We start from the raw sequence: 15,080 nt of genomic DNA on the forward strand, positions 1-15,080 counted from the left end.
ACCGACAATGTGGATCGTGTGTCTGGTGAGGTGTTGCCGCCGGCGCGGGTGGTGCGTCGTGATGGTGATGACACCTATTTGGTGGTTGCTGCGGACAAGGGCACTGCGACGTTCTCCGATATCGCGAATGATGTCGCGCAGAGCTACGGGTTCTGGTTGGGGGATGCGTTCGCCTCTGGTGGTTCGGCGGGGTATGACCATAAGGCGATGGGTATCACGGCCAAGGGTGCGTGGGAGAGTGTCAAGCGGCATTTCCGTGAGATGGAGATCGATACGCAGACGCAGGATTTCACTGTTGTCGGTGTGGGTGACATGAGTGGGGATGTGTTCGGTAACGGGATGTTGTTGTCGGAGCACATTCGTTTGGTGGCGGCGTTCGACCATCGGCATATCTTCCTCGATCCGGTTCCGGATGCGGCCCGTTCGTTCCAGGAACGTCAGCGTATGTTCGCGCTTCCGCGTTCCTCGTGGGCCGATTACGACGCTTCGCTGATCAGCCCAGGCGGCGGCGTCTATGATCGTTCCGCCAAGGCGATTCCGGTGACTCCTGAGGTGCGCGCGGCACTCGACCTGCCTTCGGGCGTGACCACGCTGTCGCCGCCGGAGATGATCAAGGCCATTCTCTTGGCCCCGGTCGACCTGTTCTGGAACGGTGGCATCGGCACCTACATCAAGGCGAGCAGCGAAACCAATGCCGATGTGGGTGACAAGTCGAACGACGCGGTGCGAGTCAGCGCGAACCAGTTGCGGGTCAAGGTGATCGGCGAGGGCGGCAACCTGGGCGCGACGGCGCTGGGCCGGATCGAGTTCTGCCGCAACGGCGGCCGAATGAACACCGACGCGCTGGACAACTCGGCGGGCGTGGACTGCTCCGACCACGAGGTCAACATCAAGATCTTGTTGGATGCCGTCGTCTCCGGCGGCGAACTCGCCGTTGCCGACCGCAATCCGCTGCTTGCCTCGATGACCGACGAGGTCGCCGAACTCGTGTTGCGTGACAACATCTCGCAGAACTTCCGACTGGGGATGTCGCGGGCCGACGCGGCGGGCATGTCGAGCGTGCACGGCAGGCTGATCAACGACCTCGAGGCACGCCGTGGCCTCGACCGCGAGCTCGAGGCGCTGCCGACAGACGCGGAGTTGGCGCGACGTGCGGCCGATGGAGCCGGGCTCACCTCGCCCGAGCTGGCTAACCTCATGGCGCATGTGAAGCTTTCGCTCAAGGCCGATCTGCTCGCCGGTGACCTGCTCGACAGCGCGGCGTTCGCGTCGGTGCTGCCTGCCTACTTCCCCGCGCCGCTGCGTGAGCGGTTCGCGTCCGCGATCGGCAGGCACCCGCTGCGGCGCGAGATCGTGGCAACGGTGGTGGTCAACGACATGGTCGACTACGGCGGAATCACCTATGCCTTCCGCCTCGCGGAGGAGGCCGGGGCCACCACCGACGACGCGGTACGCGCCTACACGGCGGCGGTCGAGATCTTCGATCTGCACGCACTCTGGCAGCGGATCAGGCAGACCCCCATGTCCACGGCGGCGCGCAACGAACTGGAACTGGAGACCAAGCGGACCCTCGACCGCGCGTCCAGGTGGCTGCTGTCCAACCGTCCGCAGCCGATTGCGATCGGTGCCGACATCGCCAGGTACCGAGACCGGGTGTGGGCCCTGGCTGGGCGGGTGCCCGCCTTGTTGACCGGCTATCTCGCCGACGACTTGGCCGAGCGGTCGCGCCGGTCGATATCCCGCGGAGCGCCACACGAGCTGGCTGAGGAGGCGTTCGGGCTGATCCACCGCTTCCCGCTGCTCGACGTGATCGACTTGGCCGAGATCGCCGAGCGTGATCCGTCGGAGGTCGCGGTGCTGTACTACGCGCTCAACGAGCACTTCCAGATCGAGCGCTTGCTGACCGCGGTCGGCAAGCTCGAGCGGGGCGGACGTTGGAGTGCGCTGGCGCGGCTCGCGGTCCGTGAGGATCTCTACGATTCGCTGCGTTCGCTGACCCTCGATGTGCTCAGCGCCACCGAACCGCAGGAGAGCACGGCGGAGAAGATCACGTACTGGGAGTCGACCAACCGGTCTCGGCTCGCTCGCGCCGGCGCGTCGCTGGCGCAGATCTTCGCCGTCGAGACCCAGGATCTGGCGTCACTCTCGGTCGCGGCGCGACAGGTCCGCAGTATGGTGACCGGGGGTGAGTCGACCACGGTTGCACCGACGGTCGTCGGCTGAGAATCCGGACGATGCCCGGAGGGTGGACGCGCTCGGCGTCAGCCTCCGGGCATCGGCGTTCCGCAGCTCCCGCAGAACTTCGCCGTAGCCGTCGATTCCGCGCCGCAGCCGGGGCAGTGCCGCGGTTGCGGCGCGAGGGGCTTGCCGCAGTTCATGCAGAACCGTGCACCTGCCGGATTCGCGGCTTGGCAAGCAGCGCAGGGTGATTGCCCGGCTTCGGCAGCGGCGGGCGGCAGTTGCGGCGTGCCGGACTGGTTGCCCACGTGCTGTCCGATGGCATTCAAACTCAGTGCGGCACCGAGAAAACCGCCCTCGGCGCCGCGGTTGCCGTGCGCGAACCCTTGGCTCGCACCGAGCGCTAGCTCGCCCGCGGCATAGCGCTGAAAGTCACCGGTCAGGCGAATGTATTTGACGTCCTTGGCGAGTCGCTTCAGCCGGTCCGCGTCCTCCGGCGCCAGCGTGATGTCGAAGTTGCCCATCCGTGGGATGCGCAGTCCGTATTCGTACAGCGCGGTATTCGTCTGGCGCAGGACGGCGGCCTCGATCGGCTGTATTTGTGCCGAGAGCCCGAGCACCTGCCAGTCGCCACGCGAAATACCCTGAGTAACAGCGATTTTCATAGACTTGAGCAGCAGATCGGCACACCAGCTCTGCACCCGGTCCTGGTCGGTGAGATCGGCGGTGCCCGCCAGCGATGTGAGCAGTTCGGCCGGATCGCGGATGGCGAGCGCGAACTCGCCGAAGACGCGCAGAGTAACCACTTGCTCGCTGACCGGATCGAGGATGTCGGCCAGTCGTCCACCGAACCGGACGCCGGGAACTTCCCGGGTAGCGACGAAATACAGCTCGGCACGATAGAAGTTTCCGCCGGTGACGGTGTCGACGAGCGCGCCGAGCACCGGCAGTTCGTCGGCGTCGATGCGATGCCGCCCCGGGCCCAGCGCGGCGACCACCTGCCCGGACTTGACGAACAAAGCGATCTCGTCGGCGTTGACGATCGCACGGGTGTAGCGGCGGATGTTGACATCCGGCCACTTGTAGACCATTTGGTTCTTACGGTCCTCCGGGACCGCGATGAACTCCCGCTCGAACCACGCCATCTGCGCTCCATCAGCCGATTTTCACATTGAGCGTACCGATATCCAGTGGTCCGATCAACGAATGACTCGCGATCGCCCCTGCTCCGCGCGCTTTGCTCACAATTTTCGATGTCCAGGTTGTTACAGGAGCCAAGTCACTATTGAACGTGCCGCTATATAACGGTACATTGATCGAAGTTATGATCGCCGTCACCTGAAAGGCCATCCCCATGACCACAGTTCGACCTCCCTCGGAGCTGCCCGCGCCGGCGGGCACGCTCCACGAGGAGGACGCGGGGTACCACAAGTCCCTTCGCCCGCGTCAGCTGCAGATGATCGCGATCGGTGGCGCCATCGGCACCGGGCTGTTCCTGGGCGCGGGTGGGCGTTTGGCCAGTGCGGGCCCAGGATTGTTCATCGTGTACGCCATCTGTGGCGTGTTCGTATTCTTCATCCTGCGGGCGCTCGGCGAGCTGGTATTGCATCGCCCCTCCTCGGGATCGTTCGTCTCCTACGCCCGTGAGTTCTACGGCGAGAAGCTGGCATTCGCGGTCGGGTGGATGTACTTCTTCCACTGGTGCATGACCGGGATCGTAGACATCACCGCCATCGCCACCTATGTCCATTTCTGGGGAGCTTTCGAGGCGGTACCGCAGTGGCTGATCGCCCTGGTAGCCCTCGCGCTGGTGGTGAGTGTCAACCTCATCTCGGTGAAGTGGTTCGGCGAGCTCGAGTTCTGGGCCGCGCTGATCAAAGTGGTCGCGCTGGTCGCCTTCCTGATCATCGGCTCGATCTTCCTCGCGGGCCGGTTCACCATCCAGGGCCAGCACACCGGTCCCAGCGTCATCACCGACAGCGGCGGGCTTTTCCCCACCGGCATACTTCCGCTCGTCCTGGTCACCACTGGGGTCGTCTTCGCTTATGCCGCAGTGGAATTGGTTGGCACGGCGGCCGGTGAGGCGGAGAACCCGGAGAAGATCATGCCGCGGGCGATCAACTCCGTGATCGCCCGGATCGCGCTGTTCTACGTCGGATCGCTGGTGCTGCTCGGTCTGCTGCTGCCCTACACCGCCTTCAAGGAGGGCGAGAGCCCCTTCGTCACGTTCTTCTCGCGAATCGGCGTGGATGGCGCCGGCTCGGTGATGAACCTCGTGGTGCTGACCGCGGCCTTCTCCAGTTTGAACGCCGGGCTCTACTCGACCGGCCGGATCCTGCGCTCGATGTCGATGAACGGCAGTGCGCCCACCATCGCGTCGCGAATGTCGAAGGGCGGTGTGCCTTACGTCGGCATCCTCGCCACCGGCGCGGTCGCGCTCATCGGCGTCGGCCTGAACGCTGTGGTGCCGGACAAGGCGTTCGAGATCGTGCTGAACATGTCGGCGCTCGGCACGATCGTCGCGTGGGCCGCCATCGTGGTCTGCCAGCTGCAGTTGTGGCGCTGGTCGCGCACCGGTCGTGCGGAACGTCCGTCCTTCCGGCTGATCGGCGCGCCCTACACGAGCTTCGCGACACTGGCCTTCCTCGTTGCCGTCGTTGGTCTGATGGCCTTCAGTGACGACGAAGTGCAGCGCGGCGCGGTGATCGCCATGGGCCTGGTCGTGGTTCCGGCGCTGGTCGGTGGCTGGTTCCTGGCGCGGAAGCGGGTGCTGCGCATCGCAGAGGTTCGCCAGGGCGTCACCGGCCAGTTCCCGGTTCTGGCCGAGCGGCCGCCGCGCAAGAACGCGGCGGCTGGCGACACGGTGGTGATTCTCGACAAGCCCGACGAGGAGTAAGCCGGCCTCCGCCCCGGGATTACCGCCCGGGGCGGTTAACCTATTCCCAATGCAGGGAACAATACTCGCGCGCATCGACAGGTAGCGGACCAGAATGAAACCCCGATCGAACGGTGGGTCTGAGAGGTTCGTATGCCGGAGCACTCCAGCGCATCCGATCGTCCACTCACGAATCCGTGGGCGAATCGGCGAATGCGCGGCACCGAGGTGCCTCGGCGAAGTTCTCACCCATGGACGACTCGGCACCTACTCAAGACCGAGATGCCCCCACGGCTGCCCAATCCGTGGTCGACGCCTCAATTTGCCGAGGGGCAGCCGAAGCAGCGTGCCGTCGCCGTCGAGTCGGTGCCGAGCATCGTCGAACGCACGGCCGCCGCGGACATCGCGTCCCTCGCCGCCAACGCCGCCAACGCCGCCAACGACGCCAACGGCTCTTCGGAACTCACCATCAGCACCGCTGAGCTGCTCGACGGCCTCGAACCGGATCCCGGTTCCGGCCGCAGCGCTCGGTCACGACCGAGCGGGCGAAGGTTGGGTGACGGCCTCGTGTCCATGCCCAAGGTGAGCCCGCTCGATCCGCGTTCCGCGGTCATGCAGAGCCCGGAAATGCCGGAGAACAAGCGGTTTTGCTGGAAGTGTCAGCAGCCGGTCGGCCGCACCACCGACGCCGGACCCGGGGTGGTGGAGGGCGAGTGCGGCCGGTGCGGATCGCCGTTCAACTTCCGGCCCTCGCTCCAGCCAGGGGAGATGGTCGCCGACCAGTACGAGGTGCAAGGCTGTTTGGCCCACGGCGGGCTCGGCTGGATCTATCTCGCCGTCGATCGCAACGTGAGTGATCGCTGGGTGGTGCTGAAGGGGCTGCAGAATCCGCTCGACTTCGAGGCCCATGTAGTCGCCCTGGCCGAACGTCAGTTCCTCTCCGAGGTGGCCTATCCCGGCATCGTCAAGATCCACAATTTCGTCAAGCACCAGTCTCGTCGCGACGTTCCCGACGGCTATATCGTCATGGAGTACGTCGGCGGTCGCTCACTGAAGAAAATGCTCGATCTGCGTGCACCGGAACGCATTCCGGTCTCGGAGGCGATCGCCTTCATGATGGAGATCCTTCCCGCGCTGGACTATCTGCACTCCTTCGGACTGGCCTACAACGACTTCAAGCCCGACAACATCATGGTCAGCGAGGACGAGGTCAAGCTGATCGATCTCGGTGCAGTCGCCGCGATGGAGTCCTACGGAAGCATCTACGGCACGCCCGGCTACCAGGCGCCGGAGATCACCGAGACCGGCCCGACAGTGGCCTCGGATATCTACTCCGTCGGCCGCACCCTGGCCGCGCTGGTGCTGGACATGCCCAAGACCGCCGACGGCCATCAGCTGCCCGGCATTCCCTCCGCGGACGAGCAGCCGCTGCTGCTGCGCTATCCGTCGTTGGACCGGCTGTTGCGGCGGGCCACCGACCCGGATCCGCAGCACCGTTTCCCGACCGCCTACTCGATGTACGGCCAGCTCGCGGGCGTTCTGCGGATGGTACTCGCCGCCGACACCGGCATGGAGCATCCGCAGGCTTCACTCGAATTCGGCGCCATGCGTGGCGATTTCGGCATCGAAACGCTGATCGGACAGACCGACGGCATGGCCGACGGCCGCCATCGGCTCCCCGCGCTGGATGCGCCGAGCGTCGTCGCGGCCCTGCCGGTTCCGTTGATCGACAGTGAGGACCCCAGCGCCGACCTGCTGTCCACCCTGCTGCACGGCGACCCGAGGCACGCCCTCGACGCACTGCGCCGCACTGCCGACCGGATCGTCTCCGGCACGATCCGGGAGCCGGAGACCTTCGAGCTGGAGGGAACGCTGACCGCAGTCCGCGCGCACCTCGACTTGGGGGAGGTCGTGCCCGCGTGCGACCGGCTCGCCGACCTGCGGCCGAACTACGCCACCGACTGGCGCATCGAGTGGTACTCGGCCGTCGCCGCGCTGCTGGACGGCCAATACGAGCGCGCCTACGAGTACTTCGATCTGGTGCACGGCATGCTGCCCGGCGAGATCGCGCCCGCCCTTGCGCTGGCCGCCACCGCGGAACTCACGCTGCAGCATCTCGGCGAGCCCGACGACGACAACCGCTGGCATCAGCTCGCCATGGAGTATTACCGGACGGTGTGGCGGACCAACCACGGTGTAGTGAGCGCAGCCTTCGGACTGGCCCGTAGGCTCGCGGCCGATGGCGCACTGCTCGAGGCCGTCGCCGTCCTGGATAAGGTGCCGAAGGCATCGCGGTATCAGAGTGTGGCGCGGATGACCGGCTGTCTGCTGCTGGTCTCGCAGCCGATCGCGGATACCACCGAGGCCGACCTCATCGAGGCGGCGGCGCGACTCGACGCCGCGCCGGACGAGCCGAGGGCGCTGCAACTACAGGTCATCGTGGTAGGCGCGGCGCTGGAGTGGGTGCGCGCCGGCGGGCAGTCGGCGAAACCCGAGGCGACCCTGCTCGGCTTCCCAGTCACCCCGCTGGGGTTGCAGCGTGGGCTCGAGTCGAGTCTGCGCGCGCTGGCCCGGATCGCGCCGCACCGCCTGCACCGGTATCGCCTCGTCGACCTGGCCAATCACGTGCGGCCGAAGTCAAGGTGGTGACCGGACTCAGGCAGCCCGTGCTGTGAACATGAAAAGCGCTGGTGCGGCCAGGATAATGAGCAACCACAGCCAGTTGCCAGTGGACAAGGCGAGGACTACCGCCAAGACCACGGCCGCCCCCGCGAGCACCGCGAGGCGAGGCAGTGGATTGGTCGGTGGCACCTCCGGTGCCTGTGGCGTGCTGCCTGGCAGGTCGGCGAACAGTTCGGCCAGCTGACTCTTGCTGGTCGCCGCGGCGACAACCGCGCTGAGTTCGTCGAATTCGGTCAGGCTCAGTCTGCCCGCGCCGAGGTGGTGGGTCAGCTCGCGCAGTGCTCGCTCACGGTCCGCGATGCTGGCCGGGGGGCCCGCAGATTCACCCATGTCGGAAGGATAGGCGTAGCGGCAAAAGCCGTGCATCACGTGAGTTTTCCAAGGGCGGGAAGCTCGGCCTGCCGCGCAGGCACGGCCGGACGCCGCCGTGCCATGTCCGAATGAATCGGCGCGGATCACGCGGCGTTTGCTGATTTGTCGCCGGAGACCCAGTGGCCGCCAAAATGCCCGCGCACCGGCCATCCTTTCGTGTTGCGATGTGGTTTCCTTGAGGTATGACTGCGGGCGTGGAGTACACGATCGACGAGCTGGCGCGGGAGGCCGGTACGACCGTGCGCAGCCTGCGGGTTTACCACGAACGGGGCGTACTGCCGCCGCCTCAGGTCAAGGGGCGGACCGGTTTCTACGGCGCCGACCACCTGAACCGGGTGCGGACCATCAGCAGGCTGCTCGATCGGGGGATCAAAATCAATGGCATCAAGGAGTTGCTCAAAGCCTGGGATCGCGGTGACGACCTGGGCGATATTCTCGGCGTCGTCGAGCCCGACATGGCCGAGCCGGTCGTCGTCGCTGCCGGAGACATGATCGCGGCGACCGAACTCGCCGAGCGCTACCGCGACGTGCCCAACGGTCTTGCGCGAGTGGTCGCGGTGGGGCTGTACGAGCCGGTGGACGCGGCGACCTATCGGATCGCGGATCGGCGGCTGGTGCGCAGCCTTGATCGCATCGTGGATGCCGGTATTCCGGCCGACGAGGTGATCGGCGAACTGGAGAAGCTGCGCGCTGACGCCGACCGCATCGCTCGCCGTTTCGTCGACCTCTTCCGCCGCACCGCCTTGGCGTCGTTCCAGGAATCCGGCCAAGGCCCGGCGCAGGTCGCCGAGCTCGAGGGACAGTTGGCGGCGATGCGCGCGGTCCCCGGCGCGGCGACCGCCGAGCTCGTAAACTTGTTCATCACACGGTATCTCGGCCAGGACGCCGAACTCGCGGACGCGCTGCCGGAGGCATGACCTGCTCGGCCGGGCGGGCCGACCGGAGCTGTTTCTGTTCCACTTTCCCATCGTTGGAGATACGTGGCAGTAACGTGCCGTTGATTAGCGGTATATTGGTGGCATCTGGCCGCGTGCTCGCCGCACGCGCAGCTACCTATGACCATGTACCTAGGTATGCCATGCCCGATCTACTGATGCGCGCGAGTGTCGCTTTCGCTGAAAATGTCCCAGTCGCACAAGGCAGCAGATGGGTGTGGGCAATGGGAAGCGTGACCCTGTGGATGCAGATGTCGCTGGACGGCTTCGCGGAGGGGCCGGATCAGGAAATCCACTGGCCAGTGGTGGACGAGGAACTGTGCGAGTCGTTGATGGACGAACTCCGCTCGGCCGATCTGTTCCTCTACGGCCGGAAGACGTACGAGATCATGGCATCGTTCTGGCCGACCGCCGACGTGGATCCGGCGATATCGGAGTTCTATGTCGACTTCGCGCGGTGCTGGAAGGAGACGCCCAAGCTCGTCTTTTCGCGCAGCCTGCCTACCGCCGGCTGGAACACGAAGATCATCCGGGAGGATCTGGTCGAGGAGATCACCGCGCTGCGCGGGCGGCCCGGTTGCGACATGGTTCTGTTCGGCGGTGTGGAGACGGCGTCGGCGTTCATGAAGCACGATCTGATCGATGAGTACCGGCTGTTCGTCCACCCCATCCTGCTGGGTGGTGGTATCCCGTTGTTCCCGACACCCGCGGTGGTGTCCGGGTTGCAGCTCGTCGATGTGATGACGTTCGACAGCGCTGTCGTCCAGATGCATTACCAGCAGATGGCCTCAGTGTCTTCGGCCTAGCGTGCACACACATCCAGGTAGCGGCCCCGCCGCCGGAACGGTGACGGATGTCGCGTGAACTCGAGCCGGCATTGTCGAGCGCGTAGCGGCTTCGTGGGCTAACTTTCGTAATATGTCCCTGGTTCAGGTACGTGGCGGGGTGCTGCCTGCACCCACCAGTGAATTCATCGGCCGGGAAACAGAATTGGACCGGTTGGGTGCGTTGCTGGACGGTGACGCGCGCCTGGTCACCTTGGTCGGTCCGGGTGGGATCGGCAAGACGCGATTAGCGGCGGAGGGGCTACGCCGCGGCGCGCGTGCCAGGCGCAGGCCGGTCTACTGGGCCCGGCTCGCCGAGTTGGAGCCCGACAGCACCGCCACCGCGCAGGATGTGATGCAGTCGGCGGTGCGCACGGATCTCGAGTCCCGACCGCCGAGCGGCGGACCGGTACGCACGTTCAGCAGCGGCGACCGCTCCGCTGACCGCGCTGTGCTGGTGCTGGACAACTGCGAGCATCTACTCGGCGCGGTCGCCGCGATGATCGCCGATCTGTTCGAGGCCACGCCGGGGCTGACGATCCTTGCCACCAGCCGGGAGCCGATCGGCTGGGTCGACGAGCACATCCTGGCCGTGCCTCCGCTGTCCCCGTCCCAATCCCTCGAGTTGTTCCGCCAGCGGGCCCAACTCATCGGGCGGGCGATCCCCGACGCCCACGAGCAGGTTGCCGTCGCCGCGCGGATCTGCCGCCGGGTCGACCACAACCCGCTGTTCATCCGGTTGGCGGCGGCGCGCCTGCGGCATCAGCCGCCGGTCATGGTGTTGCGTGAGCTGACCGGCGACGCCGACGACAAGCGTCTGCACTGGACGCACGGGGCGCGCGCCGGCACCGTGGAGCGTCATCGTGGCGTGTATGACGTCCTCGCGTGGTCCTTCGCGCTGTGCAGCGCGAAGGAACAGTTGCTGCTCGAGCGGCTCTCGGTCTTCGCGGCGGGCTACGAGACCGACGACGAGTCTTTGCGTGGCGGCATCGAGCTCGACGCCGCGATCGCGGTCTGCGCGGACGATGCCCTACCCGCGGAGGAGATCGAACACCTACTGGAACGGCTGACCGAACAATCGCTGGTATCGACGCATCTCACCGCGACATCCGTCAGCTGGTACCTGGTGGAAAGCGTCCGCGTCTTCGCCCGCGACCGGCTACGCGACCGCGACCGCGACGCGTCCGACCGTCTCGCCGCCCGGCATCGTCGGTACTTCCGGGACAAGGTCGTCGCCGCACAGGCTCTGTGGCTCGGCCCGCAGGACGGGGCGTGGATGGAGTGGGCGCGGTCGACTTGGAACGATCTCGTGCTCGGCATCGAATCCGGCCTCGCCGATCCTGCGGAGGCCGTCGTCGCGCTGGAGACCGCCACCGTCCTGCTGTCGATGAAAGTCCCGTTCGTGAAATCCGGTGCCGGCGCGCTGACTCGGCTGACCGAACGCGCGCTGGAGGCCACCAAGAGGTTCGGACTCGATCTCGCCGGCCTGGGTGACCTGGCGACCGCCCTGCTGGGGTGGATCGCGCTCTGGCAGGGGCGCACCGATCACGTTCCGCAGCTGCTCGCGGGCTGCGTCGCCCGCCCGGGGGCGCGGGACGCCTGCACCGGCCCGCGCTCCACCGACGTCGATCTCGGACTGTCCGCTCCGGTTGAATGGATGTGGGGACTCGAGCTGATGCTGGTGCGCGGCGATCCGCACGCGATCACCGTGCTGACCCGCGCTCGGCGCAAGTTCACCGAGCTGGGCGACCGCATAGGCGCCGAACGCAGCGACGTGTTCGTGGCGTTCTGCTCGGCCCTCGTGGGCGACCGGCAGGAGGCGCTGGACAATACGGCGCGGTTCCTGGAGCGCTCGGTATCGTCTGGCTCGACGTTGTCGACGGCGTGGGCCGAGATCGCGCGCGCGGTGGCGCTGGCCAAGCACGGCTCCGCGGCCGAGGCGCTGGCGATGACCAACGGCGTGCTCACCCGCCACCGGGGTGAGCGGGACACCTGGACGGCGAGCTGGGCGGTCGGCGCGCACATTGTCGCCCTCGCCCAGGTCCTCCTCGACGACCTGGCCGCCGGCGGCGACCCGGTCACCACGAGTGCGGCGGCTACTGAAATAGCCTATCTGGTAGGGAGTTTCAAGACGCGTCAGCGTTCGATGGGCATCGCGATCGATCAGGTACCGCTGATCGCCGCCGAGATCCGCAGCGCCGCCGAGGTTTCCCGCGCGCTGCTGGGCGACCGGACGTACGCGGCGGCTGAGCGACAGACCCGACTGCGGCCGGAGCTGGACGAGTTGTGGTGGACCGATTCGATGTCTACCCGCCGACGACCCGAGCGGCCCTCCGATATTCGCCCGGTGTCGCAGCGGCCCACGTCCCGCTGGGGCGAGCTGTCCGAGGCCGAGCGCGACGTCGCCGTATTCGCGGCCGCGGGCTGGCCCAACAGTGCGATCGCCTCCCGGCGGCACAGCTCCATCCGGACGGTCGACGCTCAGGTCGCCGCCATCCGGGCGAAGCTGATGATCTCCTCCCGCGCCGACATCGTGAGCCACATTCCCGAAGAACTCGTCGACCGCGTCCGGATCGAAGCCGAGCGACGACCCCACCGTGCCCGCAAGGGAGCGCGCAGTCGATAGGCTGCCCCGACCGATGGTTTTTGATCGATAGGTGCACCTGCATGTCGGAACTGAACCGTGGCGGTGGCGACAGCCCCGCCGCGCCCAGTGAGTTCGTGGGCCGGCACGCCGAACTGCGGCAAGTCGACGCGCTGCTGGACTCGCCGAATGCCCGGCTGATCACCCTGGTCGGACCAGGTGGCATCGGCAAGACGACGCTCGCGGCCGAGGCCGTGCGCCGGTACCGGGAGGCGGCGCGGCACACGGTCTACTGGACACGGCTTGCCCGCCTGGCGCCCGGCGCGGAGACCGGACCGGTCGCCGAGGAGGTGGTGCAGTCCGTCGCGAAGGGCGGCATCGCGGGCCGGTCCGCCTGGGACGCCTTGGTGGACACCTTCAGCGGTGGCGGCGCGGGCGAAACCGACCGGACGATCCTGGTGCTGGACAACTGTGAGCACGTGCTCGACGGGGTGGCGCCGCTGATCGTCGGCCTGCTGGAAGTGGTGCCCGGCCTGACCGTTGTCGCGACCAGCAGGGAGCCGGTCGGCTGGATCGACGAGCACTTGGTGGCCGTGCCGCCGCTGTCCAGCGATCACGCCCTCGAGCTGTTCCGGCGGCGAGCCCAACTCACCGGACGGCCTATTCCGGAGGAGCCGGGACAACTTGCCATCGCCGCGCGGATCTGCGGGAATGTGGACAACAACCCGCTGTTCATCCGGCTCGCGGCAGCCCGCTTGCTGCACCGACCGCCCGCGATCGTGTTGCGCGAACTGTCCGGCGATACCGACGACCGGCGTCTGCAGTGGTCCCACGGCGCCAGGGGCGGGGTCGGGGAACGTCACCGCAGCGTCCGCGATGTGATCGCCTGGTCCTACGGTCTGTGTACCGATCGCGAACAGCTGCTGCTGGACCGGATGTCGGTGTTCGCCACCGGATGCGACACCGACAACGACGAAACCCCTTCCGGCGCGGAATCCGATGCCATCGCGGTGGTGTGCGCGGACCCGGCGCTGCCGGAGGAGGAAATCGATCGCCTGTTGGAGCGCCTGGTCGAACGGTCGCTGCTCTCCGTGCGCATCACGGCGGTCACGGTTCGGTATTACCTGCTCGAGAGCGTCCGTGTGTTCGTGCGAGACCAGCTGTCGGTCCGCCGCGACGGCTTGGACGAGGCGCGGCTGCTGGCCCGGCATCGCCGCTACTACCGGGACCGGGTTGCCGCGGGCCCTGCCACCTGGTACGGCCCACGAGAACAGGACTGGCTCGACTGGGCGCGCGCGGCGTGGGACAACATCCTCATTGCCATCGAGACCAGCCTCGCGGACCCGGAGGAGGCCGTCGTCGGCCTGGAGACCGCCACGACGCTGATGGCGCTGCGTGTCCCGTTCATTACCGGATCCAACCGTGCCATCACCGGTCTCACCGAACAGGCCCTGGAAGCCACCCGGTGGGTCGACCCGCCACCGACCCGGCTGCGGATCAACGCGACCGCGCTGGTCGGATGGATCGCCATCTGGCAGGGCAGACACGTCTACACCGCGCAGCTGCTGGACGAATGCGCCGCGGAGTGCCTGTCCGACCCCGATCTGCGCCGCCGCTGGCGCGACAGCACCGCCATCGACATCGGCTTGCCCGCCCAGGTCGAGTTCACCTGGGGCCTCGAGCTGTTACTCGTCCACCTCGACCTGCGGGCGGTCGACGTCTTGGCGAGGGCACGAAGGAAGTTCGCCGCCGCCGGTGACCGGGCCGGAGAGCAACGCAGCGAGCTGTTCGAGGCGCTCACCTGCGCGAACCTCGGTGACGCCGACTTGGCGCTCGGTGTCGCGCGCGGCCACCTGGACCGGGCCGTCGCTTCCGACGCGGGCTGGGCGATCTCCTGGGCGGAACTCGCCTGGATGATCGCTGTGTCCAGGCACGGTGACCCCGAGGAGGCGGTGAAGCTCGGACAGTCGACTCTCGAGCGCGTTCTGACGACCGGGGACACCTGGACAGCGGGCTGGGTCGCCCACTTCATCACGATGGCGCTGACCTATATCCTTTCCGCCCGGATCGCCGCGGGCGACGCAGGCCGGGCCACACTGACCGCCGCCGCCACCCGAATAGCCCATCTCCAGGGCGGAATCGCCACGCTGCACCGATCGATGGGCATCGTCGCGGACCGGGTGACGCTGGTGGCGCGCGGTACCGCCCATGCCATCGAGGTCGCGACCTCGGTCATCGGCGCGGAGCCTTATGCGGCCGCGGCTGGTCGCGGTGCCCGCCTGCGGCCAGAACGCGACGAGCTGCAACGATTTCTGCTCGGCAGGCTCGCCATCGACCACGTGCCGAGCCTGCGCCCGCAGGTCAGGGCGACCGCCTCGCGCTGGGACGAGTTGACGCCCGCGGAACGCGAGGTCGCGGTGCTCGCCGCCGCCGGCTGGGCCAACAGCGCGATCGCCGCGCGCAGGGGTAGTTCGATTCGGACGGTAGACGCCCAGGTCGCGGCGGTCCGCAGGAAGCTGATGGCGGCCACCAGGGCCGACATCACCTGGCATGTGCCGGATCACCTCGACGAGCGGGTACGGCTCGAATCCGAGCAGCGGGCGATGCGAACGCGGCTGCGCCCGTAACCC

Annotated in this window: 10 protein-coding genes; 7 read left to right on the forward strand and 3 right to left on the reverse strand. The window is 67.2% G+C overall.

What is annotated here, in order from left to right; all coding sequences use genetic code 11:
* A partial coding sequence (locus tag AB0H00_RS15800) for an NAD-glutamate dehydrogenase domain-containing protein (RefSeq protein WP_357266265.1) occupies positions 1 to 2,223 on the forward strand: 2,223 nt, incomplete at its 5' end.
* A gap of 38 nt (positions 2,224 to 2,261) precedes the next feature.
* Here the strand turns inward: AB0H00_RS15800 and AB0H00_RS15805 are convergent.
* Both AB0H00_RS15805 and AB0H00_RS15810 read right to left on the reverse strand, forming a co-directional pair.
* A complete protein-coding gene (locus tag AB0H00_RS15805) occupies positions 2,262 to 3,323 on the reverse strand; it encodes an SPFH domain-containing protein (protein WP_357266267.1) in 1,062 nt (353 codons plus the stop codon).
* A gap of 10 nt (positions 3,324 to 3,333) precedes the next feature.
* Complete coding sequence (locus AB0H00_RS15810) at positions 3,334 to 3,540, reverse strand: hypothetical protein (protein ID WP_357266269.1); 207 nt, start codon at positions 3,538 to 3,540, stop codon at positions 3,334 to 3,336.
* Between AB0H00_RS15810 and AB0H00_RS15815 the strand changes: the two genes are divergently transcribed.
* Both AB0H00_RS15815 and AB0H00_RS15820 read left to right on the forward strand, forming a co-directional pair.
* Entirely contained in the window at positions 3,533 to 5,074 is a 1,542-nt protein-coding gene (locus AB0H00_RS15815) for an amino acid permease (protein WP_357266270.1), read from the forward strand. The two genes, AB0H00_RS15810 and AB0H00_RS15815, sit on opposite strands and share 8 nt — an antisense overlap.
* 261 nt (positions 5,075 to 5,335) lie before the next feature.
* A complete protein-coding gene (locus AB0H00_RS15820) occupies positions 5,336 to 7,702 on the forward strand; it encodes a tetratricopeptide repeat protein (RefSeq protein ID WP_357266272.1) in 2,367 nt (788 codons plus the stop codon).
* Positions 7,703 to 7,708: 6 nt separating this feature from the next.
* Here the strand turns inward: AB0H00_RS15820 and AB0H00_RS15825 are convergent, their stop codons facing one another.
* Entirely contained in the window at positions 7,709 to 8,065 is a 357-nt protein-coding gene (locus AB0H00_RS15825; protein WP_357266274.1) for a DUF1707 domain-containing protein, read from the reverse strand.
* A 224-nt stretch (positions 8,066 to 8,289) separates the two neighbouring features.
* Here AB0H00_RS15825 and AB0H00_RS15830 point away from each other — a divergent pair, with 224 nt between their 5' ends.
* The 4 genes from AB0H00_RS15830 to AB0H00_RS15845 all read left to right on the forward strand — a co-directional run bounded on the left by AB0H00_RS15830 (position 8,290) and on the right by AB0H00_RS15845 (position 15,077).
* Entirely contained in the window at positions 8,290 to 9,024 is a 735-nt protein-coding gene (locus tag AB0H00_RS15830) for a MerR family transcriptional regulator (protein WP_357266276.1), read from the forward strand.
* A 242-nt stretch (positions 9,025 to 9,266) separates the two neighbouring features.
* Positions 9,267 to 9,848 (forward strand): dihydrofolate reductase family protein, encoded by a 582-nt coding sequence (locus AB0H00_RS15835; RefSeq protein WP_357266278.1) that lies wholly within the window; start codon positions 9,267 to 9,269, stop codon positions 9,846 to 9,848.
* 112 nt (positions 9,849 to 9,960) lie between these two features.
* Positions 9,961 to 12,492, forward strand: coding sequence for a hypothetical protein (locus AB0H00_RS15840; protein WP_357266280.1), 2,532 nt, complete (start codon positions 9,961 to 9,963; stop codon positions 12,490 to 12,492).
* Positions 12,493 to 12,533: 41 nt separating this feature from the next.
* The gene (locus AB0H00_RS15845; protein ID WP_357266282.1) at positions 12,534 to 15,077 is read left to right on the forward strand and encodes an AAA family ATPase; all 2,544 of its coding nucleotides are present in this window, start codon (positions 12,534 to 12,536) and stop codon (positions 15,075 to 15,077) included.
* The last annotated feature ends 3 nt before the right edge of the window (positions 15,078 to 15,080 follow it).

The sequence above is a fragment of the Nocardia sp. NPDC023852 genome (assembly GCF_040639505.1).
In the GTDB taxonomy this organism is placed as follows: Bacteria; Actinomycetota; Actinomycetes; order Mycobacteriales; family Mycobacteriaceae; genus Nocardia.